Origin of the sequence: Streptomyces sp. NPDC006655 (assembly GCF_040703965.1) — a bacterium.
In the GTDB taxonomy this organism is placed as follows: Bacteria; Actinomycetota; Actinomycetes; order Streptomycetales; family Streptomycetaceae; genus Streptomyces.
The window spans coordinates 39,649-63,608 of the sequence record NZ_JBEYJU010000035.1 but is presented as its reverse complement, the minus strand read 5'-3'; the positions used below and the strand labels follow the sequence as shown (position 1 = coordinate 63,608).

Below are 23,960 nucleotides of genomic sequence, written 5' to 3'. Positions count from 1 at the left end.
TACGAACCTCAGTGCGCTCCGGTGCCGGTGAGGGACCGCACCTCCAGCTCCGCGTACTTGGCGGTGTCCGGGGCCTCCTTGGACAGCAGAGTGCCCACCACGCCGAGCAGGAATCCGACCGGGATCGAGATGATGCCCGGGTTCTCCAACGGGAACCAGTGGAAGTCGGCGTGCGGGAACATCGACGTCTCCTTGCCGGACACCACCGGCGAGAACAGCACCAGACCGACCGCGGTGACCAGGCCGCCGTAGATCGACCAGAGGGCCCCCGCGGTGGTGAACCTCTTCCAGAAGAGGCTGTAGAGGATGGTCGGCAGGTTGGCGGAGGCGGCGACCGCGAAGGCCAGGGCGACCAGGCCGGCGACGTTCAGGTCGCGGGCGAGGGCGCCGAGGACGATCGAGACCGCGCCGATGCCGACGGTGGCCCAGCGGGCCGCGCCCAGTTCCTGCTTCTCGGTGGCCTGCCCCTTCTTGATGACGTTGGCGTAGATGTCGTGGGCGAAGGAGGAGGACGAGGCGAGGGTCAGGCCGGCGACCACGGCGAGGATCGTCGCGAAGGCCACCGCCGAGATGGTGGCCAGCAGGATGGCGCCCCAGTTGGAGTCGACACCGCCCAGGTGCAGGGCGAGCAGGGGGGCCGCGGTGTTGCCGGCCTTGTTGGAGGCGATGATCTCGTCCGGTTTGATCAGCGCGGCCGCGCCGAAGCCGAGGGCGAGGGTCATCAGGTAGAAGGCGCCGATCAGACCGATCGCCCAGATGACCGACTTACGGGCGGCCTTCGCGGTGGGCACGGTGTAGAAGCGGATCAGGATGTGCGGCAGGCCGGCGGTGCCGAGGACCAGGGCGATGCCGAGGGAGAGGAAGTCCAGCTTGCTGGTGCCGGTGGCGCCGTACTTCAGGCCGGGCTCCAGGAAGGCGGAACCCTTGCCGCTGTTGTCGGCGGCCTTGCCGAGCAGGTCGGAGATGTTGAAGTGGAACTTGGCCAGGACCATGAAGGTCAGCAGCAGGGCGCCCGCGATGAGCAGCACGGCCTTGACCATCTGGACCCAGGTGGTGCCCTTCATGCCGCCGATGGTGACGTAGACGATCATCAGGAGGCCGACCAGGGCGACGATGCCGATCTTGCCGGCGTCGCTGGTGATGCCGAGGAGGAGGGAGACCAGGACGCCCGCGCCCGCCATCTGGGCCAGCAGGTAGAAGATCGACACGACGATGGTGGAGGTGCCGGCCGCGGTGCGGACCGGGCGCTGGCGCATGCGGTACGCCAGCACGTCGCCCATCGTGTAGCGGCCGGAGTTGCGCAGCGGTTCGGCGACCAGGAGCAGGGCGACGAGCCAGGCGACCAGGAAACCGATGGAGTACAGGAAGCCGTCGTAGCCGAAGAGCGCGATGGCGCCGGCGATGCCGAGGAAGGACGCGGCGGACATGTAGTCGCCGGAGACGGCGAGGCCGTTCTGGAAGCCGGTGAACTGGCGGCCGCCCGCGTAGAAGTCCGCGGCGCCCTTGGTCTGGCGGCCGGCCCAGACGGTGATGACCAGGGTGGCGGCGACGAACACCGCGAACAGGGTGATGATCAGCGCGCGGTGGTCACTGGCCTCGCCTGCGGCCAGCAGGGCGGTGTGCGGTGCGGGACTCATGCGCCGCCCTCCATCCTGGACTTGATGGCCTCGGCCTTGGGGTCGAGCCTGGTGGCGGCGTGCCGGGCGTACCACCAGGCGATGAGGAACGTGGTGAGGAACTGGGCGAGGCCGAGGACCAGGGCGACGTTGATGTTGCCGACGACCTTGGTTCCCATGAAGTCGCCCGCGTAGTTGGAGAGCAGGACGTACAGCAGGTACCAGGCGATGAAGGCGAAGGTCAGCGGGAAGGCGAAGGAGCGGTAGGAGTGCCGCAGTTCGGCGAATTCCGGACTCTGCTGCACCTCGGCGAACTCCTCGCCGGAGGGCCGGGTCTGCGCGTTCGAGGGCGGTGGTGTCTCGGTTGCCACGGAGTCTCCTCGCGATACGGACATGCGGATTCTGACCTCATTCACTGCCCAAGGTCACGGCGCCACGCGTGGACGGGTTCAACCCGCGCGGGTTCTTTCGGAAGTCGGTCGCGCGAAGGTCCGGTCATTGCTGGCCGGCGGGTGCGGAGGTTACCTTCACCCTGCACCACGCGTCATGTACCTGCCCAATCGGCCCATCCGACTGCTTTCCAGCACGTCCGTTCCGCGACCGAACCGGAGGCTCATCCGCATGACTGTGTTCCAGCCGCGCCACCGCCGCGTCCTCGCCGTCCCGCTCGGCATGGTCATGGCCACGGCCCTGGCCTTCCTGCCCGACGTCTCCGCGTCCGCGGCCGACACCGGTGGGGCGGCGGCGTCCCTCAGCGCCGGCACCACGGACGCGACCTCGCTCAGTTATGTCGTCAACATCCGCCCCGGCCACGGAACCTCCGAGCGCGTCCAGCGGGCGATCGACCGGGCCGGCGGTTCGGTGGTGATCGCGTACGACGAGATCGGCGTCATCGTCGTCCACTCGTCGAACGCCGACTTCGCGAAGTCCATCCGCGGGGTGCCGGGCGTGGACTCGGCCGGCGCCACGCGCAACGCCCCGCTGCCCGCCCAGTCGACCACCGACGTCGGCACCCCCGAGGTGCTCAGCTCCCAGCAGGTCGCGGCGGCGGACACCAGGGCGACGGACGGGCAGGACCCGCTGGAGCCGCTGCAGTGGGACCTGCCCGCCATCAAGGCCGACAAGGCGCACGAGAAGACCCTGGGCAGTCCGAAGGTCACCGTCGCCGTCATCGACACCGGCGTCGACGACACCCACCCGGACATCGCCCCGAACTTCTCCGCCGCGCAGTCCGCCAACTGCGTCTCGGGCAAGCCGGACACGACGTACGGCGCCTGGCGGCCCAGTTCGACGGAGAGCCCGCACGGGACGCACGTGGCGGGCGAGATCGCGGGCGCGAAGAACGGGATAGGCATCACCGGTGTCGCGCCGGGCGTCAAGGTGGCGGGCATCAAGGTCGCCACCTCGCAGGGGTACTTCTACACGGAGGCGGTGGTGTGCGGCTTCGTGTGGGCGGCCGAGCACCACATCGACGTCACGAACAACAGCTATTACACCGACCCCTGGTACTTCAACTGCACCGACGACCCGGACCAGAGGGCACTCGTCGACTCCATCACCCGGGCCTCCCGGTTCGCGGAACGCAAGGGCACCGTCAATGTGGCCGCGGCCGGCAACGAGAGCTACGACCTGGCCTCCGACTCGATCACCGACCCGGTCTCGCCGAACGACGGCACCCCGAGCGACCGGGTGATCGACCCGCACAAGTGCTTCGACATCCCGACCCAGCTGCCGGGGGTGGTCACGGTCGCGGCGACCGGAGCGAAGGGCCTCAAGTCGTCGTTCTCCAACTACGGCCTCGGGGTCATCGACATCGCCGCCCCCGGCGGTGACTCGACGTCCTACCAGGCGCCGCAGCCCCCGGCCACCAGCGGCTCGATCCTGGGCCCGCTGCCGGGCGGCAGATGGGGCTACATGGCCGGTACGTCGATGGCGACCCCGCACGTCGTCGGTGTCGCCGCATTGATCAAGTCAACCCATCCGCACGCCTCCCCCGCCATGGTGAAGGCCCTGCTGTACGCGGAGGCGACGGCCACGCCGTGCACCGACCCGTACGACATCAACGGCGACGGCAAGGTCGACGCGGTGTGCGAGGGCTCGAGGAACCGCAACGGCTTCTACGGCTGGGGCATCGCCGACGCCCTGGCGGCGGTCGGCGGGTGACCCGCGTGTATTGATTGGATCAATAATGCATAGTTCAGTCATGGCTGAAGTCATGACTGCGATCAACTATGCATGGTCCGCGCTGGGCGGCGACCCCTCGCTGCCCGCGCGGGTCACGACCGTGGCGCGCGCGGGCACGCTGCCGGCCCGCCTTCCGGTACGGCAGCTCGCCCGCGCGTGTGTCAGCGCGTGCACGCTGGCCGCCGCCGAACTGGGGGCACGGCGGACCGGACGGGCCGAGGTGCCCGCGGTCCTGGTGGACGACGGGGCGGTGGCGGCGGCGTTCACCAGCGAGCGGCAGCTGCTGGTCGACGGACGGCCCCCCGTACCGTTCGCCCCGCTGTCGCGGTTCTGGCGCACGGCCGACGGCTGGGTGCGCACGCACGCCAACTACCCGCACCACAGGGCCCGGCTGCGGGCGGCACTGGGGCTGCCGGAGGACGCCTCGCCGCAGGACGTGGCGGCGCGGATCGCCGAACGGCCCGCCGTGGCGGTGGAGGACGCGGCCCACGCCGTCGGCGGGCTCGCCGTGGCCCTGCGCTCGCCCGGCGAGTGGGCCGCACACGGACAGGCCGTCGAGGTGGCCGCGCGCCCGCTGGTCGAACGGGGCCGCCTGGACAGTGCGCACGCGCGCGTGCTCGCGCCGCTCGACGCGGGCGCCGCGCCGCTGCTGCCCGCGGCCGGGCTGCGGGTCCTGGATCTGACCCGCGTCCTCGCGGGACCGGTCGCAACCCGCACCCTGGGGCTGCTGGGCGCGGACGTCCTGCGCCTGGACGCGCCGTGGCTGCCCGAACTGGCCGATCAGCACGCCGACACCGGTTTCGGGAAACGCTCGGCGACGCTCGACCTGGCCACGGACCGGGCGGCCTTCGAGGAGCTGCTGGCGTCGGCGGACGTCGTGGTCACCGGCTACCGGCCGGGCTCGCTGGACCGGTTCGGACTCACGCCCGAGGCGCTGGCCGCACGGCGCCCCGGGCTGGTCGTGGCCCAGGTGTCGGCGTGGGGCGCGTACGGGCCGTGGGGCGGCCGGCGCGGCTTCGACAGCCTCGTGCAGGTCGCCACCGGCATCGCGGAGACCGAGGGCTCGGCCGACCGGCCGGGCGCCCTGCCCGCACAGGCGCTGGACCACGGCACCGGATACCTGCTGGCGGCGGGCGTGCTGCGCGCGCTGACCGAGCAGTCGTACGACGGCGGCAGCCGGTTCGTACGGCTGGCCCTGGCGCGCACCGCGCGGTGGCTCAGTACGGAGCTGGAGCCGGAACCGGAGGCCGGCGAGGCGGACCCGGGACCGGCGGCATGGCTCGCGGAGACGGACAGCGCGCTGGGCCGGCTGCGGTACGCCCGGCCGCCGTTGCGCTTCACGGGTGGCCCTGCCGACTGGGCGCGGCGGCCGGTGCCGTGGGGTTCGGAACCGGCCCGCTGGGCATGACCGTCGTGGCCGGAACCGTGCGAATGGGTGGAATGCCGTTCCGGGAGCTGTTTCCCTTTACTTGCCCGGTTCTGTCACGGCTGGTGAAGACCTTGGGGTGACGTTGACACGATCGACCGCCGAGGTGGCCGCGGGCGGTTCCGCGGGGCGTCCCGGGACCGGCCGGGCCGTCGTCTTCCTGGTCCTGGTGGCGGCGGCCGCGCTGGTGCCGCTGCTCGGGCCGTCGCTCGCGCTGCACGGCACCGGGGAGGCCGCGGCGCCCGGGGTGGGCGGTGTCGCCTTGCTGCGCGGGGTGTTGTTCGCGGCTCTGTGCGTGCCGCTCGGCGAGCTGTCGGTGGACCGGCTGGCGCGCCGGCTCCCGGACGCACCGGTCGAACGGCCGCGCAGCTGGGCGGTGTTCGCGGCCGTCGCCGGTTTCGCGGCCGCGCTGGGGCTCGCCTCGGTCGTGTCGACGGGCAACCTGGTGCCGCATGCGCTCGCCGACGTCGACGTGGGCGGTCTGTACCGGTCGCGGGACGGCCGGTTGGCGCTGCTGGAGGTCAACTCCTTCCTGCTGGCCGGACTGTCGGCCCGCTCGCGCCGCCCGGCGGCCCAGGTGTGGCCGCTGGCGGCGGTGGCCGTCGCGGAGGCGCTGCGGGCGCACCCGGCGCCCGAGCACGACCCGCTGACGGGTTCCGTGCTCACCCTGGTGCACCTGACGTGCGCGGCCCTGTGGGTGGGCGGGTTGCTGCACACGCTGCGCGTGCTGCGCCGCCGGCGCGGCGGGGCGGCGGGGGCCGCCCTGCTCGGGCTCTACGCGCGCGTGGCGGCCGTACTGCTGGCGGCCGTCACCGCGACGGGCGTGTGGAGTTCGCTGCGGCGGATGCCGGCGGGCACGATCCTGGACCAGCTGACGACGACGGTGTACGGGCGCACCCTGCTGGCGAAGGTGGTCCTCGTGGCCGTCGTCTGCGTGCTCGCGCTGTGGGCCCGGGTCCGGCTGCGCCGGGCGGCCGACCCGCTGACCGCCTGCGTCCCCGCCCGGGCCGAGGTGGCCGTGCTCGGGACGGTGGTGGCGGTGTCGGGGGTGCTGACGGCGCTGCCGCTGCCGATCAGATGGACTTGATCAGCGGTGTGCCCTTCGGTTCAGCCGTTCTTCGGTTCAGCCGTTCTTCGGTTCAGCCGTTCGTGACGAGCACCTTCAGCGCGGTGCGCTCGTCCATCGCCTTGTAGCCGTCGGGCACGCCCTCGATGCCGACGGTCAGGTCGAAGACCGGCGACGGGTCGATGGTGCCGTCGAGGACGTCGGGCAGCAGGTCGGGGATGTAGGCGCGGACCGGGGCGACACCGCCGCGCAGGGCGATGTTCCGGTCGAACATGACGCCGAGGTCCAGGCCGGTGCCGCTGCCGTGCGGCACGCCGACGAAGCCGATCGCGCCGCCGGCCCGGGTGATGTCGACGGCCGTCCGCATGGACTGCTCGGTTCCGACGGCCTCGACGACGGCGTGCGCGCCCTGGCCGCGGGTGAGTTCGCGTACGGCCGCCACGGCCGCGTCCCCGCGTTCGGCGACGACGTCGGTGGCGCCGAAGCGGCGCGCGATGTCGGTGCGGACCTCGTGCCGGCCCAGCGCGATGATCCGCTCGGCGCCCAGGCGCCTGGCGGCCAGCACGGCGCACAGGCCGACCGCGCCGTCCCCGACGACGGCGACCGTGGCACCGGGGCGGGCGCCCGCGCCGAGGGCCGCGTGGTGGCCGGTGCCGAGCACGTCGGAGAGGGTCAGCAGGGCGGAGAGCAGGTGGTCGTCGGAGGCCGCCTCCTTGGGGAGCCGGACGAGGGTGCCGTCGGCGAACGGGACCCGGACCGCCTCGCCCTGGCCGCCGTCGTACCCCACGGCGCCCCAGAAGCCGCCGTGCTCGCAGGACGTGGTCAGGCCCTCGCGGCAGTAGTCGCAGACGCCGTCGGACCACATGAAGGGCGCGACCACGAGGTCCCCGCGCTTCACCGTGCCCACCTCGGAGCCGGTCTCCTCGACCACGCCGAGGAACTCGTGCCCGATGCGCTGTCCCGGCTGCCGGGCCGCCTCGCCGCGGTACGCCCACAGGTCGCTGCCGCAGATGCAGGCGCGCAGCACCCGTACGACGGCGTCGGTGGGCAGCTGCACCACGGGCTCGGGCACGTCCTCCACGCGCATGTCGTACGGGGCGTGGATGGTGGTGGCGCGCATGGCGAGGATCCTTCTCGTGCGGTGGCGTGGGTGCGCTCAAGGGGTGGCCGAGCGCACTTCACCGTACGTCGTGGCCGGTGCGGGCCGCGCGTCGAGGGTGCCCCGTACCAGCAGGAACTGCGCCGCCGCATAGGTGAGCATGATCCAGAAGTCGGGGGCCGGCGGTTGTGGCCAGTGGGCGACGCCGGTCGCGATGAGGGTGTCGGAGAGCATGAAGAACGCGCCGCCGAGCCCGGCGACCGGGCCGCACCGGGTGCCGGCGGTGTACGCCATGGCGGTGAGCAGGGTGCTGTAGCCGACGACCGGGAGGCGCAGACCGGCGGGCAGGTCCGGCCACAGCAGGACGACCAGGGTGGCGAGGGCGGCGGCGTAGGCGGGGGCGAGGCCGCGGGCACGCGCGCGTGGCGGCCCGAGGCGCCGGAACAGGACGAGGTAGCAGACGTGCCCGGCGGCGAAACAGGCCATGCCGGCCATGAACGCGGGCTCGGCGCCGGAGAGCAGCAGGACGTCGCCGCCCCAGCCGCACAGCAGGGCGGCGACGAGCAGCCGCGGACCGCCCGCGCGGGCGGTGTACGCGGCGAGCAGGAGCATGAGGAGCGGTTTGGCGGCCAGGTGCCCGGCGCGCAGGCCGGCGGCGAGGCACCCGAGGTCGACGGCGACGGCGAGGACGAAGGCGGCGCGCAGCGGGCGGGTCGCTCTCACGCGGCCACGGACTCCTCGGCCTGTGTCACGGCGGGCGCCGGGGCCCAGCCCGGTCCCCGGAACACCCGTCCGGCCCGCTCCCGCCAACCGCGCGCGGCCCTCAGGTCCCTGCCGATGGCCAGGTATTCGTGCGTGGCCACCTTGAGCGGATTGAACGTGTCGATGTTCTTGGTCAACCCGTACACAGGTCGTTCGACCTCGGGCACCCAGGACCCGAAGAGCCGGTCCCAGACGATGAGGATCCCGCCGAAGTTGCGGTCCAGGTAACCGCCCTGGGAGGCGTGGTGGACCCGGTGGTGGGACGGCGTGTTGAACACGAACTCGAACCACCGGGGCATCTTGTCGATGCGTTCGGTGTGGATCCAGAACTGGTAGACGAGGTTCGCGGAGGAGCAGAAGGCGAGCGCGGCCGGGTGCACGCCCGCGGCGACGAGCGGGACGTAGAACGGCCACACGGTCAGCGAGGTCCAGGGCTGGCGCAGCGCGGTGCTCAGGTTGAACTTCTTGCTGGAGTGGTGGACGACGTGGCAGGCCCACAGGATGCGGATGACGTGGTGGCCGCGGTGGGACCAGTAGTAGAGGAAGTCCTGGCCGAGCAGCATCAGGGGGACGGTCCACCACAGGACGGGAACCCGCAGCGGGGTGAGTTCGTACACCGCCGTGTAGATCGCGACGATCGGGATCTTCCAGACGAAGTCGAACACCAGTGATCCGAGCCCCATGCCGATGCTGGTGGCCGCGTCCTTGGTCTCGTACCCGCCGGCGTCGTCGTCGGGATGGACGCGGTAGCTGATCACCTCGATCACGGTGAGCAGCACGAAGGCGGGTATCGACCACAGCACGACATCGGGCAGGTTCGGCATGTGGGCACCGTAGAACCGCTGGTCGGCCGCGGCTAGACGTTGTTACCCACAAGTATCACCGGCGGTACGCGCTTGCTTGTTGGCGGTCTCCGCCAATACCCGGCCGGCCGGGCCCCCGAGGGCTACACGCCGGCCGCCCCCAGCAGGCTTCCCGCGGCGTAGGTGACCGCCATGGCCAGTGCGCCGCCCAGGACGTTGCGCAGGACCGCCGGGCCCACCGCCGCGGCGCCCAGCCGGGCGCTGGTCCAGCCGGTGAGGACCAGGGCCGCCAGCACCGAGCCCACCGTGACCGGGAGCCGCCAGCCGGACGGCGGCAGGACGATCGCCAGCAGCGGGAGCAGGGCGCCCACCGTGAAGGCCAGGAAGCTGGCCAGCGCCGCGTGCCAGGGGCTGGTGAGTTCGTCCGGGTCGATGCCCAGTTCCACGCGTGCGTGAGCCCTCAGCGCGTCGCGTTCGGTCAGCTGGACGGCTGCCTCACGGGCCACCTCCCGGGTCAGGCCGCGGCGCTCCAGCAGCTCGGTCAGTTCCTCGAGTTCGGCCTCGGGCTGCTCCTTCAGCTCCCGCTTCTCCTGGGCGAGTGCGGCCAGTTCGGAGTCCCGCTGGGTGGACACCGACACGTACTCGCCCGCCGCCATCGACATGGATCCGGCGAGCAGGCCCGCCAGGCCCGCCGTCAGCAGGGTGTTGCGGTCGGCCGTGGCGCCGGCGACGCCGACGACGATGCCCGCCGTCGACACGATGCCGTCGTTCGCGCCCAGGACGGCCGCCCGCAGCCAGTTCAGCCGGGAGCCGAGCGCTCCCCCGTGGGCCTCGTTCTCGTGCACAGGTTCCGTCACAGCAGGGAGGATCGCATCCCGAGGCCCACGGCCGCCGTACCGACGTCACCAGACGCGTACCGAGGCACCCCGCGCGAACACCGGGCTCGTGGCGTCCGCCGGAGGCGTCGGCAGCGGCTCGGCGAGCTCCGCCACCGTCGGTCCCGCCTTCGCCGCGATCGGGTCCAGGAGGTCCAGGTCGAAGCCGTAGACCCGGGCCGCGTTGCCGCCGAGCATCGCCGCCAGCTCCGCGCGCGGGACGCCGGCGAAGGCGAAGCGCAGGCCCTCACGGGTGTACGGGTACGTCCCCTCGTCGTGCGGGTAGTCGCTGCCCCACATGATCTTGTCGAGGCCGATGCGGTCGCGCAGCGGTACCTCGTGGGGGCGCATGAAGCTGGCACCGACGAAGCAGTTGTCGTGCCACACCGAGGACGGCGGATCGCCCATCGCCTCCGCCAGGCCGACCCCGAACTTCGCCTCCGCGGTCGACGCCTTCGTGGCCGCCAGCATGCGGCCGTGGTAGTAGTCCAGCATGGCCAGGACCCCGGGGATCCAGCCCGAGCCCTGTTCGGTGAGGACCAGCCGCAGGCCCGGGTGGCGGCGGAAGGCGCCGCCGAAGATCAGGTGCCACAGCGCCCGGTGCGAGAACCAGGTCGTCTCGACCATGAAGACCGCGCGGGCGGCGGGTTCGTCGCCGAGCGGCGGGGAGGCCGAACCCGCGTGGTGGTTGACGGGTACGCCGAGTTCCGCGCAGACGGCCCAGATCGGGTCGTAGACGCGCGCGTGGAGTTCGGGAAGGCCCGAGCCGGGCGGGGTGCCGGGCAGCAGGAGTCCGCCTTTCAGGCCCGCCGTCACCGACCAGCGGATCTCCTTGACGGCCTCCTCCACGTCGTTCAGGAGGATCTGGAAGACACCCGCGCGGCGGCCGGGCGCGTCCGCGCAGAAGTCGGCCAGCCAGCGGTTGTGGGCGCGCAGGCCCGCCCAGCGCCGTTCGAACTCCGCCGCCGTCGGTGCGGGCGCCATCAGCGAGCCGGACGGGAAGAACGGCGGAATGGTGTTCGGGAAGATCACCTCCGCGACGATCCCGTCCTGTTCCAGCTCCGCGAGCCGCCGCGCGGAGTTCCAGTTCCGGTCGGCGGAGTCGGCGAGCAGGTCCTCGTACGGGTTGACGTAGGTCGCCGCCCAGACGTCGAAGTCGTCGTGGTGGCGCTTCTCCAGGTACGGCCGGTAGTCGAGGAGGTCGGCGCCCGCGTGACAGTCGGCCGAGATCACCGTGTAGCGGTCCTGTCCGGTCATCGATCCGCTCCCAGCACGGGGAAGTCGTTGTCGGTCAGCCAGTGGCGGCCCACCGCGCGCGAGCGGGCCCAGGAGGCCTCCACCGCCGCCTGGTCGGCCTGCTGGCCGAGGTCGGCCGGGGTGGGGCCGATGCGGCGGGCCAGCGGGGCGAGGCGGTCCACGTCGAACCCGAAGGCCTCCGCCGCCGCGAGCCCCAGCATCCGGCGGGTCTCGGCCACCGGGATGTCGTGGAAGGTGCGGCGCAGCCACGCGCGCGTGTCGGGCCAGGTGCCCTCGGGGTGCGGGAAGTCGCTGCCCCAGAGGATGTTGTCGACGCCGATCTCGTACCGCTGGGCGAGTTCGCGGCGCTTGGTGTTGGTGGCGCAGACGAAGACCTGCCGGTCGAGGTACTCGTGCGGCGGGCGCCTCAGCCCCTCGAAGGGGGAGAGCTTCTTGCCGCCGTGCGCGCCGAGGTAGAGGCGGTCCATGAACCACAGCAGGTTCGGCAGCCACCAGCAGCCCGACTCGGCGACGCCGAAGCGCAGGCCCGGATGGCGTTCGAAGACGCCGGACCAGAGCAGGAACCACAGCGGGCGGGCCGGCCACCAGGTCACCTCGCTCACGTAGATGCCGAGATGGTCGCCGTACTCGTGGCGCGGGGCCGCGCCGGAGTGGGTGAGGACCGGCGTCCCGCAGTCGGCGGCGGCCGCCCAGACGGGGTCGTAACGGCGGTCGTGGTAGGGCTCCCGGTCCACCCACATGGAGGGGATCATCAGGGCGCCGAGGCCGGACTCCCTGGCGCGGTACACCTCCGCGACGACGCGCTCCGTCGGGGCCGTGACCGGCAGCAGGGCCACCCCGCAGTGCCGTTCCGGGTGCTCGGAGACGAAGTCGGCCAGCCAGCGGTTGTGCGCCCGGGCACCCGCCATGCCCAGCTCCGGGTCGTGGTCGCCCGACAGGCCGAGGCCCACCCCGAAGGGCGCCGCCGTCCGGCTGTCGACCGCGTCGGCGTCCGGGAAGACCACCTCGGCGGCCACCCCGTCGCCGTCCAGCTCCTTCAGGCGCCGGGCGCTGTCCCAGCCGCCGCGCAGCCCCTCCTCGTTGTCCTGGAACCACCGGGCGGCGAACGCCTCGTTGCGGATGCCGAGCCGGGTCATCTCCTCCCGGCGGTGCTCCCGCCCGGCGAGGAACTCGTCGAAGTCGCGGTGGAACCGCGCCTCCAGATAGGGCCGGTACTCCTCGGTGGGCAGCCCGGCGTGGCAGTCGGAGGAGATGATCAGATATGGGTCGTCGTAGGCGGTCACCACAGTCCCCTGTCAGTCCAGGACGAAGCTTTCGAGGTACGACGGGTTCGCCCGGTCCAGCATCGAGCGTGCCCGCGCCCGGATCTGGGCGTCGCTGTGCTCGCTGTCCGGCAGCAGCCAGAAGCGGTCCGCGCGGATGCCCGCCACGACGAACGCGGCGACCTCCTCGACGGGCGTGAACCGGACCTCCTTGCCCGCGGCACGCATCGCCGCCTCCCACTGGCCGAGGCTGCGGTACGGCGTCCTGCGCGGGCGTTCCTTGGCCCAGCGGTCGGGCCGGTTGCGGTGCGACTCCCACAGGCCCGTGCGCAGCATGTGCGGTCCCGGGAAGAGCACCGAGGCGCCCACGCGCGCGTGCTCCGCCCGGAGATGGGCGTAGAGGGACTCGGTCATCGTGACGACGGCCGCCTTGGTGACGGCGTACACGGAGGCCGTCGGCAGCGGCGCGATCCCGCCGTCGCCGGAGGACGTGTTGACCACATGACCGGGTTGACCCGACTTGATCATTCTGGGGAGGAATGCCTGTACACCGTGGAAGACGCCCCACACGTTGACTTCGAACGCCCACTTCCAGTCGTTCGGTTCGTGCTCCCACATGCGGCCCTCGGCGCCCGAGCCGACCCCGGCGTTGTTGCACAGGACGTGCACCGCGCCGAACGTGTCGTAGGCCGACTCGGCCAGTTCCAGGACCTGTTCGCGCACGCCGACGTCGATCACGCGCGCGTGCACGTCCGCGCCCTCGGCGCGCAGGCCGTCGGCGGCCTTCTCCAGGGCGGCGGCCTCCACGTCGGCGAGGACCACCTTCAGACCCTCGGCGGCGAACCGCCGGGCCATCGCGAGGCCGAGGCCGCTCGCCGCACCGGTGACCACGGCGACCTGTCCGGCACGGAGTTCCATCAGTCCCCGCTCCCCTGCGGCGGCGCGTCATGGATCTGCCGGGGATCGTCGTAGCGCTGGTGGACGTAGGGCAACAGGGCCTGGGCGTCGACCCGTTCCGCGACCCTGCCGCGCTGGTCGCTGGTCTTCTCGCCGAAGGTGATGTCGATCAGTCGCAGTACCGGGAGGTCGGCCACCGGGTCGTACCCCGACTCGCGCAGGACCACCTCGCCGCTCACCCGCTCCAGCCGGCGGACCTTCTCCTCGCGGAGGCAGTGCACCAGGACGGGGTCGCCGTCGAAGCCGGAACCGTCCACCGCCGGGAGGAACTTGAAGTAGAAGTCGGTCCTCGGGGCGGGCTCGGGCAGCGGCAGCGGGCCGTCGACCGTGCCGCACACCTCGACGAAGGTGACACCGTGGCGGGCGAGGGCGGCGCGGACGGCGGGACCCTCGCGCTCGACGGTGACCTCGCCGAGCTTCTTGGGCTCGCCGAAGACCTCACGGCCGGCGGTGAGGGCCCGCTCGTGGGTCATCGGCATGACCAGCGGGTACCACCCCTCGACCGTGCCGTGGGCGGCGGCCACCGCGAACGAGCCCGCGCCGAGCGGGTATCCGGGCAGTTCGACCTTGCTGACGGTGACCCGGGCCAGGGGCCGGCCGGTGGGCTTGAGCGGGGGTGGCAGGACCGCGGCGACCGCGTCCGGGTCGGTCTCCCAGACGGCCACCACCCCGGTGGACCAGACGTCGGGGAGTCTCGTGGTGCGCGTGGCCGCGATCTCCGCCTCGCTCCGAGCGCCGTACCGTACGCGTGCCATCCGCCGTACCGCCCTTCCGTCGGCGACCTTCTGCGTCGGGCGGGGTGCACGCTTGCACCGGGCGGCGAAAAGGTCCATAGCCACGCGACGGGCAATCAGGACATCGATCCGCAGCCGCATGACGGGCAATCGGGACAAAGGACCTCAGTCGTGCGACGGGAGGTCAGGGCGTTCGAACGGACGGGTACGGCGCGCGACCTGACGGACCGGACTGTCGGCGGGGGCCCGTATCCTCAATGACCATGCTCGAAGACCGCACGACCGCAGTGTCCCTCGGCACCCCGTGGCCGACCGCGTATCCCAAGGGGTACGCGGTCGTCGACGTGGAGACCACCGGACTGGCGCGGGACGACCGGATCATCTCCGCGGCCGTCTACCGGCTGGACGAGCGCGGCGAGGTCGAGGACCACTGGTACACGCTGGTCAACCCCGAGCGCGACCCGGGCCCCGTGTGGATCCACGGCCTGACGAGCGAGGTGCTCGAAGGGGCGCCGCTGTTCACGGACGTCGCCGAGGAGTTCTCGGCCCGGCTGGACGGCCGGGTGCTGGTCGCGCACAACGCGGTCTTCGACTGGCAGATGATCGCCCGCGAGTACGCGCGCGCGAAGGCCGAGGCGCCGGTGCGGCAGCGGCTGTGCACCATCGCGCTCTCCAAGGAACTGGGCCTGCCGCTGCCCAACCACAAGCTGGAGACCCTGGCCGCGCACTTCGGAGTCGTACAGCAGCGGGCGCACCACGCGCTGGACGACGCACGCGTGCTCGCGGAGGCGTTCCGGCCCAGCCTGCGCGCCGCCGCCGCGGGGAACGTGCGGCTGCCGCTCCTCGAGTGCCGGCCGCTGACGGAGTGGTCGGACACGCCCAGGATCGGGCAGCAGGCGAGCGGCGGCTCCCGGCCGAGCAGCTGGCGCCCGTCCCGTAAACGGCCGGCCTGCCCGTACCCGAACCCGGGGCGGTACGAGGACGGCGAACCGCTCAGGCAGGGCATGCGGGTGGCGTTCTCCGGGGACACCTCGGTCGACCGGGAGCTCCTGGAGGACCGGGCCGCGGAGGCCGGTCTGCACGTCTCCACGAGCATCTCGCGGCTCACCAGCCTGCTCGTCACCAACGACCCGGACTCGGGCACGTCGAAGGTGGTCAAGGCCCGCCAGTTCGGGACCCCGGTCGTCGACGAGGCCGCCTTCGGGCAGCTGCTGCGGGACGTGGCGCCCGCGTCGGAGAGGTGACCGTGCCGCGGGACCGTACGGACGGGTGATTGCCGTGCGACTCGCCCCGCGCCCACTCGCCCGCCCGAGGACGACCACCCACGCTGTGACACATGGCGAAATGTGAAGTTTGCGGCAATGACTACGGAATGACCTTCGAGGTGCACGCGCAGGGCGCGGTCCATGTCTTCGACTGCTTCTCCTGCGCGATCCACCGGATGGCCCCGGTCTGCGAGCACTGCAAGGTGTCGATCATCGGCCAGGGCGTCGAGGCCGAGAACCAGTGGTACTGCGGCGCCCACTGCGCCCGCGAGGCCGGCAAGTCGGGCATCGTCGACCGCGTGTGACCGGGTACCCGCGCACTCGCCCCCCACGACCGAGTTGTACGGTCGTGGGGTGTACCGCTTCCTTTGGACCCGGCAGTGGGTGATCCTCGCCCTGGTCTCGCTGCTTCTCATCCCCACGATGATCCGGCTCGGGATCTGGCAGAAGCACCGCTACGAGGAGCGCAGCGCCCGTAACCAGCTGGTGGCCGAGGCGCTGCACGCCCGACCGGTGCCGGTGGAGCAGGTGACCGGGCCCGGGCACGCGGTGACCCGCAAGGAGCGGTACCACACCGTCACCGCGACCGGCACCTTCGACACCGCCCACGAGGTGGTCGTCCGCCGCCGCACGAACGCGGACGACGAGGTCGGTTACCACGTCCTCACCCCGCTCGTGCTCGACGACGGCAAGGTGCTGCTGGTCAACCGGGGCTGGATCCCCGCGGACGGCCCGAGCCAGACCGCCTTCCCCAAGATCCCCGCGCCGCCCGCCGGCCAGGTCACCGTCCAGGGCCGGCTGATGCCCGACGAGACCACCGCGGCGAGCGGCATCAAGGACATCAAGGGCCTGCCCGACCGGCAGGTCATGCTGATCAACAGCGAGGAGCAGGCGCGCCGGCTCGGCAGGCAGGTCCTCGGCGGCTACATCGAGCAGACCGCGCCGCAGCCCAAGGGCGGCACGCCGGAGCAGATCTCCGATCCGGGCAAGGAGGACGCTCCGCTCAACTACGCGTACATGATCCAGTGGTGGCTGTTCGCCGCGGGCGTCCCCTACGGCTTCTTCGTGCTGGTGCGCCGCGAGGCACGCGCGCGTGCGGAGGCGGCGGCCGAGCAGGAGAAGGCCGAGGAAGCGGAACCGGCCGCCGTGTGACTCCCGCGGGACCCGCCGTGTGACTCCCGCGGGACCCGCCGTGTCACTCCCCCGGCTCACCACCTGATTGGCCCCCCGACCGGCCGGGAAACCGGGTCCCGTGGATCGACGCATCGAGGACTACGCCCTGATCGGCGACGAGCAGACCGCGGCCCTGGTCGGCCGGGACGGCTCCATCGACTGGCTGTGCCTGCCCAGATTCGACTCCGCCGCGTGCTTCACCAGACTTCTGGGCGACGAGGACAACGGGCACTGGCGGATCGCCCCCCGGGGCGCCACGACCTGCACCCGGCGGGCCTACCGGCGCGACACGCTGGTCCTGGACACCGAGTGGGAGACGGAACAGGGCACGGTCCGGGTCACCGACCTGATGCCCCAGCGGGAGCACGCCCCCGAGGTCGTACGCATCGTCGAAGGCGTCACCGGCCGGGTCACCGTGCAGAGCACACTGCGGCTGCGCTTCGACTACGGCTCGATCACCCCGTGGATGCGCCGCTCCGGCGGCCACCGGGTCGCCGTCGCCGGACCCGACTCGGTGTGGCTGCGCAGCGACCCGGCCGTACGGACCTGGGGCGAGGACTTCGGCACCCACTCGGAGTTCACCGTCGAGGAGGGCGACAAGGTCGCGTTCGTGCTCACCTGGCACCCCTCGCACGAGCCCCGTCCACCGCTCGCCGACCCCTACGACGCCCTGCGCTCCAGCGTCGCCGACTGGCGGCGCTGGGCCGCCCGCTGCACCTACGACGGCCCGCACCGGGACGCGGTGATGCGCTCCCTGATCACCCTGAAGGCGCTCACCTACGCGCCGACCGGCGGGATCGTCGCCGCCGCGACCAGCTCGCTGCCCGAGGAGCCGGGCGGGGTGCGCAACTGGGACTACCGCTTCTGCTGGCTGCGTGACTCCACCCTCACCCTCGGCGCCCTGCTCGCCGCCGGCTACCGCAAGGAGGCCGAGAGCTGGCGCAACTGGCTGGTGCGCGCGGTCGCCGGCGACCCGGCGGACCTGCAGATCATGTACGGCCTGTCGGGCGAGCGCAGGCTGCCCGAGTTCGAACTGGACTGGCTGTCCGGCTTCGGCGGCTCCCGCCCCGTACGCGTCGGCAACGGCGCCGTGGACCAGCTCCAGCTGGACGTGTACGGCGAGGTCATGGACTCGCTGTCGCTGGCCCGCAGCGCGGGCCTGCCCACCAAACCGCACATGTGGTCCATCCAGTGCACGCTGCTGAAGTTCCTGGAGAAGACCTGGCGGCAGCCCGACGAGGGGCTGTGGGAGGTGCGCGGCGGCCGACGGCACTTCGTGCACTCCAAGGTGCTGGTGTGGGTGGCCGCGGACCGCGCGGTGAAGACCTTGGAGGACTACCCGGAGCTGGAGGGCGACCTGGAGGGCTGGCGCGCGTTCCGCGCCGAGGTGCACCGGGAGGTGTGCGAGAAGGGGTTCGATCCGAAGCGCAATACCTTCACGCAGTACTACGGCTCGCGCGAGCTGGACGCCGCGCTGCTCCTGATCCCACGCGTCGGCTTCCTGCCGCCGGACGACCCGAGGGTGATCGGCACGGTGGACGCGATCCGGGAGGACCTGGGCCACGGCGGGTTCCTGCGCCGCTACGACACCGACGCGATCGGGGTCGACGGCATGCCCGGCGGCGAGGGTGCCTTCCTGGCCTGCTCGTTCTGGCTGGCCGACGCCCTGCACATGACCGGCCGCACCGACGAGGCGAAGGAGCTGTTCGAACGGCTGGTGGGGCTCGTCAACGACGTGGGGCTGCTGTCCGAGGAGTACGACCCGGAGTCCGGGCGCCAGTTGGGCAACTTCCCGCAGGCGTTCAGCCACATCGGGCTGGTGAACACCGCCCTCACACTCTTCGCCGGCGAGCAGGCAGGATAGAGCCATGGATCTTGGACTGAAGGACCGGGTGTACGTCGTCACCGGAGGCACCCGCGGGCTGGGCAACGCGGCGGCGCGCGAGCTGGTCGCCGACGGGGCGAAGGTCGTCGTGACCGGGCGGGACGAGAAGGGCGTCGCCGACGCGGCGGCCGCACTCGGGCCGAACGCGGCGGGCGTGGCCGTCGAGAACGCGGACCCGGACGCGCCGGCCCGGCTGATCGCGGCCGCCCGTGAGTACTTCGGGGGCTTCGACGGCATCCTGGTGAGCGTCGGCGGCCCGCCGGCCGGGTTCGTCGCCGACAACACGGACGAGCAGTGGCAGGCCGCGTTCGAGTCGGTGTTCCTGGGCGCCGTACGGCTCGCCCGCGCGGCGGCGGCGGAGCTGCCGGAAGGGGGCGTCATCGGGTTCGTGCTGTCCGGGTCGGTGTACGAGCCGATTCCGGGGCTGACGATCTCCAACGGGCTGCGGCCCGGGCTCGCCGGGTTCGCCAAGTCGCTGGCGGACGAGCTGGGGCCGCGCGGGATCAGGGTCGTGGGCCTGCTGCCGTCGCGGATCGACACGGACCGGGTACGGGAGCTGGACGCCATGTCCGCCGACCCGCAGGCGACCCGGACCGAGAACGAGTCCCGGATCCCGCTGCGGCGGTACGGCACCCCGGAGGAGTTCGGGCGGGTGGCGGCGTTCCTGATGTCCCCGGGGGCTTCTTATCTGACGGGAGTCATGGTGCCTGTGGACGGGGGCATGCGGCACGGCTTCTGACGGCCGGTCGTCCGACCGGCCGTCAGGCCGGAGAGGCAGGCCGGAGAGACAGACCCGGCGAGACAGACCCGGCGAGACAGACCGGCGGTGTCAGGTGGGCCGCCCCGCGCGGTGTCCGACCGGCGTCAGCCGGACCTCCGCGGGGAGTCGCTCCAGGGCCGCCGATTCCCGGGCATGCGCCAGCGCCCGGGAAGTCAGCTCGCCCAGCGCCTGCGCCGGTGCCACGTCCGGCTCCAGTCGGAGCCGGACCCGGACCCGGGGTGCCGTGCGGGTGCCCCTCAGGACCGCCTGGGCGTGGGCCACGCCCTCCTGGTGGGCCGCGGCCGTCGCCAGGACCGTCTCCAGGGCCCTGCCGCGCAGCAGCGCGCCCTCGCCGTCCCCCGTGTCCACCCGGACCTCGGTCAGACGGCGTCGGCGCAGCTGGGCGGTGAGCCACCACAGGGCGAGCAGGACGGTGACCGCCAGGGCGGCCAGGACGGTCGGCCACCACCAGCCGGTGTCCCGCCACTGGGTGCGCCGGGCGGTGGACAGCAGGACGTCGTGGCGGCCGTGGTACAGCCACCAGGACGGGAGCGGCGCCCCCAGCCCGGCGGCGAGGACCGACCCGCCGAGAGCGAGGAGCAGCAGGCCCGCGAGGCCTACCAGGACGCGGTTGACCGTGCCGAGCATGGCGTCACCCCTTCCGTCCTGGCCGGAGCACGTGCAGGGTCAGTTCGGGCTCGCGGGCCAGGCCCAGGGCGTGGACCGCACCGGTCAGCGTCGCCTCCAGGTCGGCCCGGACCTCGTCGAGGTCACGGACGTGCGAGACGGCGAGGACGTCCGCGCGGGTGCGGTGCAGTCGGACGCGTACCCGGCGGACGCCCGGGATCTCCATGGCCCGGTCGCGCAGCACCGTGGCCGCCGCGTCCCGGCGCAGCCCGGCGCGGACGTCCGGGTGGGTGCGGCGCATCGGCAGGACGTCCCGCAGGCCCGGCGTGACGGCCAGGGTCAGCAGCCACAGGCCGAGGGCGGCGGCGACGCCCGCGCCCACCAGGACCCAGATGCCGTCGAGCGGCTGCTCGGCCAGCCGGTGCGCCAGTTCGCGACGCCAGCGCGTCGCCGGGCGGTGGGCGCGCACGGCCGCGATGTCGTACAGGAAGGCGCCCGCGACGACGAGGGTGGGCAGGGCGACCAGGGTCGCGGGGGCGCGGCGCGGGGACCAGAAGCGGGCCTCGTGGCCGGCCGGGGGTGCGGTCGCCGGTGGCTTCTCGACGACCTGTGTCTGCTCGACGACCTGTGTCTGCTCGACGCTCATCACGCCCTCCCCTGGGTCTGGACCGGGTGCGGCCGTACGACGTGGACGGCGGCCTCCCGGACCGCCATGTCCACCAACGCGCCTACCCGCTCGACCACATGCCGACGCACGGCCGTGCAGCGGGCGCCGATGCCGTGCGCCGGGGCGGCGTCCGCCCGGGACGGGGTCAGCGTCACCCGGGGGCGGAGGCAGCGTCGCCCGGGGGCGGAGGCAGCGTCGCCTGGGGGCGGAGGCAGCGTCGGCTGGGGGCGGAGGCAGCGTCGGCTGGGGGCGGAGGCAGCGTCGGCTGGGGGCGGCGTCGCCGGGGGGCGGCGTCGCCGGGGGCGGGCCGAGCACGTCCGGCGCCACCGGCTGGGGCAGGGGCCGCCGCCAGGTGCGAGCCGGCCCCACCGACGGGCGTTACTCACCCACCCCCGCGAGGTCCCGCAGTCGCCGGGCCTGGGCCTGGCGTTCGGCGGCCCGCTGTTCGTCGTACGTACGACCGCTCGCGCCGCGCAGCAACGCCTTGGTCTCCACCACGGCGTCCCGGGGCGCGGCCAGCAGCGCGCCTGCCAGGTCCCGTACCGTCGCGTCGAGTTCGCCGGCCGGCACCGCCACGCTCGCCAGCCCGGAGGCCACCGCCTCCTCGGCCAGCACGTAACGGCCGGTCGCGCAGATCTCCAGCGCGCGGGCGTAGCCGACCAGGGAGACCAGCGGATGGGTGCCGGTCAGGTCGGGCACCAGTCCCAGACTGGTCTCGCGCATGGCGAACTGCACGTCGTCCGCGACGACGCGCAGATCACAGGCGAGGGCCAGCTGGAAGCCGGCCCCGATGGCGTGTCCCTGCACGGCGGCGATCGACACGATGTCGCTCTGCCGCCACCAGGTGAACGCCTCCTGGTATTCGGCGATGGACGCGTCGAGTTCCGCGTCGTCACGGCGCGCGAGCTCGATGAAGGTCGGCTCGCCCGGGATCCCTTCCGGCGTGAACATCTGCCGGTCGAGACCCGCGGAGAAGGACTGGCCCTCACCGCGCAGCACGACGATCCGCACCGACCCCGGCAGTGACCGCCCGGCTTCGGCCAACGCCCGCCACAGTGCGGGGCTCTGGGCGTTGCGCTTGGCAGGGTTGGTCAGCGTCACCGTGGCGAGCGCGTCGTCGACGGTGAGCCGTACGCCGTCCTTGTCGAGAACAGGAGCGAGGTCCTGGTCGGGCGAAGCCATGGGGCGCCTCCGATGTGTGCGGTCATCACGCATTGCCGAACGGCATGCTAAGTGACTGCACAGTAACCACCCGGTCGCTCAGGCGACCGACCGGGTGGCCACCATCGAAGCCGATGGGCCGCCCGGGGTCAGGACGCGGCTTTCTTGCCCCGCGTCGCCCCGCCACGCCCACGCAGCGTGACACCCGACTCGCTGAGCATCCGGTGGACGAAGCCATACGAGCGGCCGGTTTCCTCGGCCAGTGCCCGAATGCTCGCACCGGAGTCGTACTTCTTCTTCAGGTCTGCCGCGAGCTTGTCGCGCGCGGCGCCGGTCACCCGGCTGCCCTTCTTCAGAGTCTCGGCCACCCGTGCCTCCTCATGGGAAGTGCGCTCTGGTCCCCTCATGATCACCCCTCCGGCGCGCGATGGCCACCCATTCGGCAAGGTCCGTGAGACATCGTTGTGACGACAGGAGCGCATCCCCACATACGGAATCAATAATTCCGGTGAGGGTTGTCCGTGGAGTCGAACGGGTTCTTCCGCGAAGTGCCAGGTCAGGCACGGAAAGCGGCCGTTCCCTTGTCGACATGGGGAACGGCCGCGACATCGGTGTAGGACACACCTCGATACGAGGAGATCTCACACAGATGATGGATCACCGATAGGCCGAATGATCCATAGCCAGTGGATCAGGCATTCGATCAGGCGAGGGCGACGAGATCCGCGTAGTCCGCGCCCCACAGGTCCTCGACACCGTCGGGCAGCAGGATGATCCGCTCGGGCTGCAACGCCTCCACGGCGCCCTCGTCGTGGGTGACGAGCACGACCGCGCCCTTGTAGGTGCGCAGCGCACCGAGGATCTCCTCGCGGCTCGCGGGGTCGAGGTTGTTCGTCGGCTCGTCCAGGAGCAGGACGTTCGCGGAGGAGACGACCAGGGTGGCGAGGGCGAGGCGGGTCTTCTCCCCGCCGGAGAGGACCCCGGCCGGCTTGTCGACGTCGTCGCCGGAGAACAGGAACGAACCCAGCACCTTGCGGACCTCCACGAGGTCCATGTCGGGGGCCGCCGAGCGCATGTTCTCCAGGACCGTCCGGGACGGGTCCAGGGTCTCGTGCTCCTGGGCGTAGTAGCCGAGCTTGAGGCCGTGACCCTCGATCACCTCGCCGGTGTCGGGCTGCTCGACGCCGCCGAGCAGCCTCAGCAGGGTGGTCTTGCCGGCGCCGTTGAGCCCGAGGATGACCACCCTCGACCCCTTGTCGATGGCCAGGTCGACGTCGGTGAAGATCTCCAGCGAGCCGTACGACTTCGACAGGCCCTCGGCGGTCAGCGGGGTCTTGCCGCAGGGCGCGGGCTCCGGGAAACGGAGCTTGGCGACCTTGTCGGAGACGCGGACGGCGTCCAGGCCGGCCAGCAGCTTGTCGGCACGGCGGGCCATGTTCTGCGCGGCGACCGTCTTGGTGGCCTTGGCACGCATCTTGTCGGCCTGCGAGTGCAGCGCCGCGGCCTTCTTCTCGGCGTTGGCGCGCTCGCGCTTGCGGCGCTTCTCGTCGGCCTCGCGCTGCTGCTGGTAGAGCTTCCAGCCCATGTTGTAGACGTCGATGTGGGCGCGGTTGGCGTCCAGGTAGAAGACCTTGTTGACGACCGTCTCGACCAGGTCGACGTCGTGGGAGATCACGATGAAGCCGCCGCGGTAGGTCTTCAGATAGTCGCGCAGCCACACGATCGAGTCCGCGTCGAGGTGGTTCGTGGGCTCGTCGAGCAGCAGGGTGTCGGCGTCCGAGAACAGGATCCGGGCCAGCTCGATACGGCGGCGCTGACCGCCGGACAGGGTGTGCAGGGGCTGGCCGAGCACCCGGTCGGGCAGGTTGAGCGCGGCGGCGATGGTGGCGGCCTCGGCCTCGGCGGCGTACCCGCCCTTGGTGAGGAACTCCGTCTCCTGGCGCTCGTACTGCTTGAGCGCCTTCTCGCGGGTGGCGCCCTGGCCGTTGGCGATGCGCTGCTCGTTCTCGCGCATCTTGCGGATCAGCACGTCGAGGCCGCGCGCGGACAGGACGCGGTCGCGGGCCAGGACGTCGAGGTCGCCGGTGCGGGGGTCCTGCGGGAGGTAGCCGACCTCGCCGGAGCGGGTGACGGTGCCCGCGGCGGGGATGCCCTCCCCGGCCAGGACCTTGGTGAGGGTGGTCTTGCCTGCGCCGTTGCGGCCGACCAGGCCGATGCGGTCGCCCTTGGCGACCCGGAAGGTGGCGTTCTCGATGAGGATGCGGGCACCGGCGCGCAGCTCGATACCGGAGGCGGAGATCACGGACAGACTCCAGGGCGTACGGATACTGACGGGTGGGCGGCTGAGGACGTTCCCGCCGTCTAATGCGCGAGGAGAATGG

General features: G+C 72.3%; 24 protein-coding genes. 8 read left to right on the top strand and 16 right to left on the bottom strand.

The features are described 5' to 3' along the window. Positions 1–8 precede the first annotated feature (8 nt). Together AB0958_RS21560 and AB0958_RS21555 are read right to left on the bottom strand one after the other, a co-directional pair. Positions 9–1,637, bottom strand: a complete 1,629-nt coding sequence (locus tag AB0958_RS21560) for a cation acetate symporter (RefSeq protein ID WP_366892063.1) — start codon at positions 1,635–1,637, stop codon at positions 9–11. Further along, complete coding sequence (locus AB0958_RS21555) at positions 1,634–1,987, bottom strand: DUF485 domain-containing protein (RefSeq protein ID WP_366892062.1); 354 nt, start codon at positions 1,985–1,987, stop codon at positions 1,634–1,636. The genes AB0958_RS21560 and AB0958_RS21555 overlap by 4 nt, the downstream gene beginning before the upstream one ends. A gap of 250 nt (positions 1,988–2,237) precedes the next feature. Here AB0958_RS21555 and AB0958_RS21550 point away from each other — a divergent pair, with 250 nt between their 5' ends. From AB0958_RS21550 to AB0958_RS21540, 3 genes are all read left to right on the top strand, one after another. After that, on the top strand, positions 2,238–3,779 hold the full coding sequence (locus AB0958_RS21550) for a S8 family serine peptidase (protein WP_366892061.1): 1,542 nt from the start codon (positions 2,238–2,240) through the stop codon (positions 3,777–3,779). Positions 3,780–3,831: 52 nt separating this feature from the next. Continuing rightward, positions 3,832–5,208, top strand: a complete 1,377-nt coding sequence (locus AB0958_RS21545; protein ID WP_366892084.1) for a CoA transferase — start codon at positions 3,832–3,834, stop codon at positions 5,206–5,208. Positions 5,209–5,305: 97 nt separating this feature from the next. Further along, positions 5,306–6,313, top strand: a complete 1,008-nt coding sequence (locus tag AB0958_RS21540) for a CopD family protein (RefSeq protein ID WP_366892060.1) — start codon at positions 5,306–5,308, stop codon at positions 6,311–6,313. 52 nt (positions 6,314–6,365) lie between these two features. On the opposite strand, the gene AB0958_RS21535 is transcribed toward AB0958_RS21540, so the two are convergent. The 8 genes from AB0958_RS21535 to AB0958_RS21500 all read right to left on the bottom strand — a co-directional run bounded on the left by AB0958_RS21535 (position 6,366) and on the right by AB0958_RS21500 (position 14,062). Beyond that, positions 6,366–7,412: a zinc-dependent alcohol dehydrogenase family protein gene (locus AB0958_RS21535; protein ID WP_366892059.1), complete on the bottom strand. Its 1,047-nt coding sequence runs from the start codon at positions 7,410–7,412 to the stop codon at positions 6,366–6,368. Between the two features lie 36 nt (positions 7,413–7,448). Then, positions 7,449–8,114 (bottom strand): lysoplasmalogenase, encoded by a 666-nt coding sequence (locus tag AB0958_RS21530; RefSeq protein WP_366892058.1) that lies wholly within the window; start codon positions 8,112–8,114, stop codon positions 7,449–7,451. Then, complete coding sequence (locus AB0958_RS21525; protein WP_366892057.1) at positions 8,111–8,977, bottom strand: sterol desaturase family protein; 867 nt, start codon at positions 8,975–8,977, stop codon at positions 8,111–8,113. Before AB0958_RS21525 ends, AB0958_RS21530 begins: the two co-directional genes overlap by 4 nt. A 122-nt stretch (positions 8,978–9,099) precedes the next feature. Then, entirely contained in the window at positions 9,100–9,813 is a 714-nt protein-coding gene (locus AB0958_RS21520; RefSeq protein WP_366892056.1) for a VIT family protein, read from the bottom strand. Positions 9,814–9,858: 45 nt separating this feature from the next. Continuing rightward, on the bottom strand, positions 9,859–11,088 hold the full coding sequence (locus AB0958_RS21515) for an amidohydrolase family protein (RefSeq protein WP_366892055.1): 1,230 nt from the start codon (positions 11,086–11,088) through the stop codon (positions 9,859–9,861). Beyond that, on the bottom strand, positions 11,085–12,371 hold the full coding sequence (locus AB0958_RS21510; protein ID WP_366892054.1) for an amidohydrolase family protein: 1,287 nt from the start codon (positions 12,369–12,371) through the stop codon (positions 11,085–11,087). Before AB0958_RS21510 ends, AB0958_RS21515 begins: the two co-directional genes overlap by 4 nt. A gap of 12 nt (positions 12,372–12,383) precedes the next feature. Further along, positions 12,384–13,268 carry an SDR family NAD(P)-dependent oxidoreductase gene (locus tag AB0958_RS21505; RefSeq protein ID WP_366892053.1) on the bottom strand — a complete coding sequence of 295 codons (885 nt, stop codon included), beginning with the start codon at positions 13,266–13,268 and terminating at the stop codon, positions 12,384–12,386. Continuing rightward, positions 13,268–14,062, bottom strand: coding sequence for an acetoacetate decarboxylase family protein (locus AB0958_RS21500; RefSeq protein ID WP_366892052.1), 795 nt, complete (start codon positions 14,060–14,062; stop codon positions 13,268–13,270). The genes AB0958_RS21505 and AB0958_RS21500 overlap by 1 nt, the downstream gene beginning before the upstream one ends. Positions 14,063–14,304: 242 nt before the next feature. Between AB0958_RS21500 and AB0958_RS21495 the strand changes: the two genes are divergently transcribed. The 5 genes from AB0958_RS21495 to AB0958_RS21475 all read left to right on the top strand — a co-directional run bounded on the left by AB0958_RS21495 (position 14,305) and on the right by AB0958_RS21475 (position 19,103). Then, the gene (locus AB0958_RS21495; RefSeq protein WP_366892051.1) at positions 14,305–15,285 is read left to right on the top strand and encodes a DEDDh family exonuclease; all 981 of its coding nucleotides are present in this window, start codon (positions 14,305–14,307) and stop codon (positions 15,283–15,285) included. Positions 15,286–15,377: 92 nt separating this feature from the next. Continuing rightward, complete coding sequence (locus AB0958_RS21490; RefSeq protein WP_132886015.1) at positions 15,378–15,611, top strand: hypothetical protein; 234 nt, start codon at positions 15,378–15,380, stop codon at positions 15,609–15,611. Between the two features lie 49 nt (positions 15,612–15,660). Then, on the top strand, positions 15,661–16,458 hold the full coding sequence (locus tag AB0958_RS21485; RefSeq protein WP_366892050.1) for an SURF1 family protein: 798 nt from the start codon (positions 15,661–15,663) through the stop codon (positions 16,456–16,458). A 100-nt stretch (positions 16,459–16,558) separates the two neighbouring features. Next, a complete protein-coding gene (locus AB0958_RS21480) occupies positions 16,559–18,343 on the top strand; it encodes a glycoside hydrolase family 15 protein (RefSeq protein ID WP_366892049.1) in 1,785 nt (594 codons plus the stop codon). A 4-nt stretch (positions 18,344–18,347) separates the two neighbouring features. Then, positions 18,348–19,103 carry an SDR family oxidoreductase gene (locus AB0958_RS21475; protein ID WP_366892048.1) on the top strand — a complete coding sequence of 252 codons (756 nt, stop codon included), beginning with the start codon at positions 18,348–18,350 and terminating at the stop codon, positions 19,101–19,103. Between the two features lie 90 nt (positions 19,104–19,193). Here the strand turns inward: AB0958_RS21475 and amaP are convergent, their stop codons facing one another. From amaP to AB0958_RS21445, 6 genes are all read right to left on the bottom strand, one after another. After that, entirely contained in the window at positions 19,194–19,772 is a 579-nt protein-coding gene (amaP, locus tag AB0958_RS21470; RefSeq protein ID WP_366892047.1) for an alkaline shock response membrane anchor protein AmaP, read from the bottom strand. A gap of 4 nt (positions 19,773–19,776) precedes the next feature. After that, entirely contained in the window at positions 19,777–20,397 is a 621-nt protein-coding gene (locus AB0958_RS21465) for a DUF6286 domain-containing protein (protein ID WP_366892046.1), read from the bottom strand. Then, complete coding sequence (locus AB0958_RS21460; protein ID WP_366892086.1) at positions 20,397–20,573, bottom strand: hypothetical protein; 177 nt, start codon at positions 20,571–20,573, stop codon at positions 20,397–20,399. The genes AB0958_RS21465 and AB0958_RS21460 overlap by 1 nt, the downstream gene beginning before the upstream one ends. 223 nt (positions 20,574–20,796) lie before the next feature. After that, the gene (locus AB0958_RS21455; RefSeq protein ID WP_366892045.1) at positions 20,797–21,600 is read right to left on the bottom strand and encodes an enoyl-CoA hydratase/isomerase family protein; all 804 of its coding nucleotides are present in this window, start codon (positions 21,598–21,600) and stop codon (positions 20,797–20,799) included. A gap of 128 nt (positions 21,601–21,728) precedes the next feature. Beyond that, entirely contained in the window at positions 21,729–21,947 is a 219-nt protein-coding gene (locus tag AB0958_RS21450) for a helix-turn-helix domain-containing protein (protein ID WP_046727957.1), read from the bottom strand. 335 nt (positions 21,948–22,282) lie between these two features. Further along, positions 22,283–23,881, bottom strand: coding sequence for an ABC-F family ATP-binding cassette domain-containing protein (locus AB0958_RS21445; protein ID WP_366892043.1), 1,599 nt, complete (start codon positions 23,879–23,881; stop codon positions 22,283–22,285). Between the last annotated feature and the right edge of the window lie 79 nt (positions 23,882–23,960).

What these genes read in the sequence shown, in the direction of transcription:
- AB0958_RS21560 (WP_366892063.1), bottom strand. Translation starts at nt 1,637, where the DNA reads ATGAGTCCCGCACCGCACACCGCCCTGCTGGCCGCAGGCGAGGCCAGT.
- AB0958_RS21550 (WP_366892061.1), top strand. Translation starts at nt 2,238, where the DNA reads ATGACTGTGTTCCAGCCGCGCCACCGCCGCGTCCTCGCCGTCCCGCTC.
- AB0958_RS21545 (WP_366892084.1), top strand. Translation starts at nt 3,832, where the DNA reads ATGACTGCGATCAACTATGCATGGTCCGCGCTGGGCGGCGACCCCTCG.
- AB0958_RS21535 (WP_366892059.1), bottom strand. Translation starts at nt 7,412, where the DNA reads ATGCGCGCCACCACCATCCACGCCCCGTACGACATGCGCGTGGAGGAC.
- AB0958_RS21525 (WP_366892057.1), bottom strand. Translation starts at nt 8,977, where the DNA reads ATGCCGAACCTGCCCGATGTCGTGCTGTGGTCGATACCCGCCTTCGTG.
- AB0958_RS21515 (WP_366892055.1), bottom strand. Translation starts at nt 11,088, where the DNA reads ATGACCGGACAGGACCGCTACACGGTGATCTCGGCCGACTGTCACGCG.
- AB0958_RS21505 (WP_366892053.1), bottom strand. Translation starts at nt 13,268, where the DNA reads ATGGAACTCCGTGCCGGACAGGTCGCCGTGGTCACCGGTGCGGCGAGC.
- AB0958_RS21500 (WP_366892052.1), bottom strand. Translation starts at nt 14,062, where the DNA reads ATGGCACGCGTACGGTACGGCGCTCGGAGCGAGGCGGAGATCGCGGCC.
- AB0958_RS21495 (WP_366892051.1), top strand. Translation starts at nt 14,305, where the DNA reads ATGCTCGAAGACCGCACGACCGCAGTGTCCCTCGGCACCCCGTGGCCG.
- AB0958_RS21490 (WP_132886015.1), top strand. Translation starts at nt 15,378, where the DNA reads ATGGCGAAATGTGAAGTTTGCGGCAATGACTACGGAATGACCTTCGAG.
- AB0958_RS21475 (WP_366892048.1), top strand. Translation starts at nt 18,348, where the DNA reads ATGGATCTTGGACTGAAGGACCGGGTGTACGTCGTCACCGGAGGCACC.
- amaP (WP_366892047.1), bottom strand. Translation starts at nt 19,772, where the DNA reads ATGCTCGGCACGGTCAACCGCGTCCTGGTAGGCCTCGCGGGCCTGCTG.
- AB0958_RS21465 (WP_366892046.1), bottom strand. Translation starts at nt 20,397, where the DNA reads ATGAGCGTCGAGCAGACACAGGTCGTCGAGCAGACACAGGTCGTCGAG.
- AB0958_RS21455 (WP_366892045.1), bottom strand. Translation starts at nt 21,600, where the DNA reads ATGGCTTCGCCCGACCAGGACCTCGCTCCTGTTCTCGACAAGGACGGC.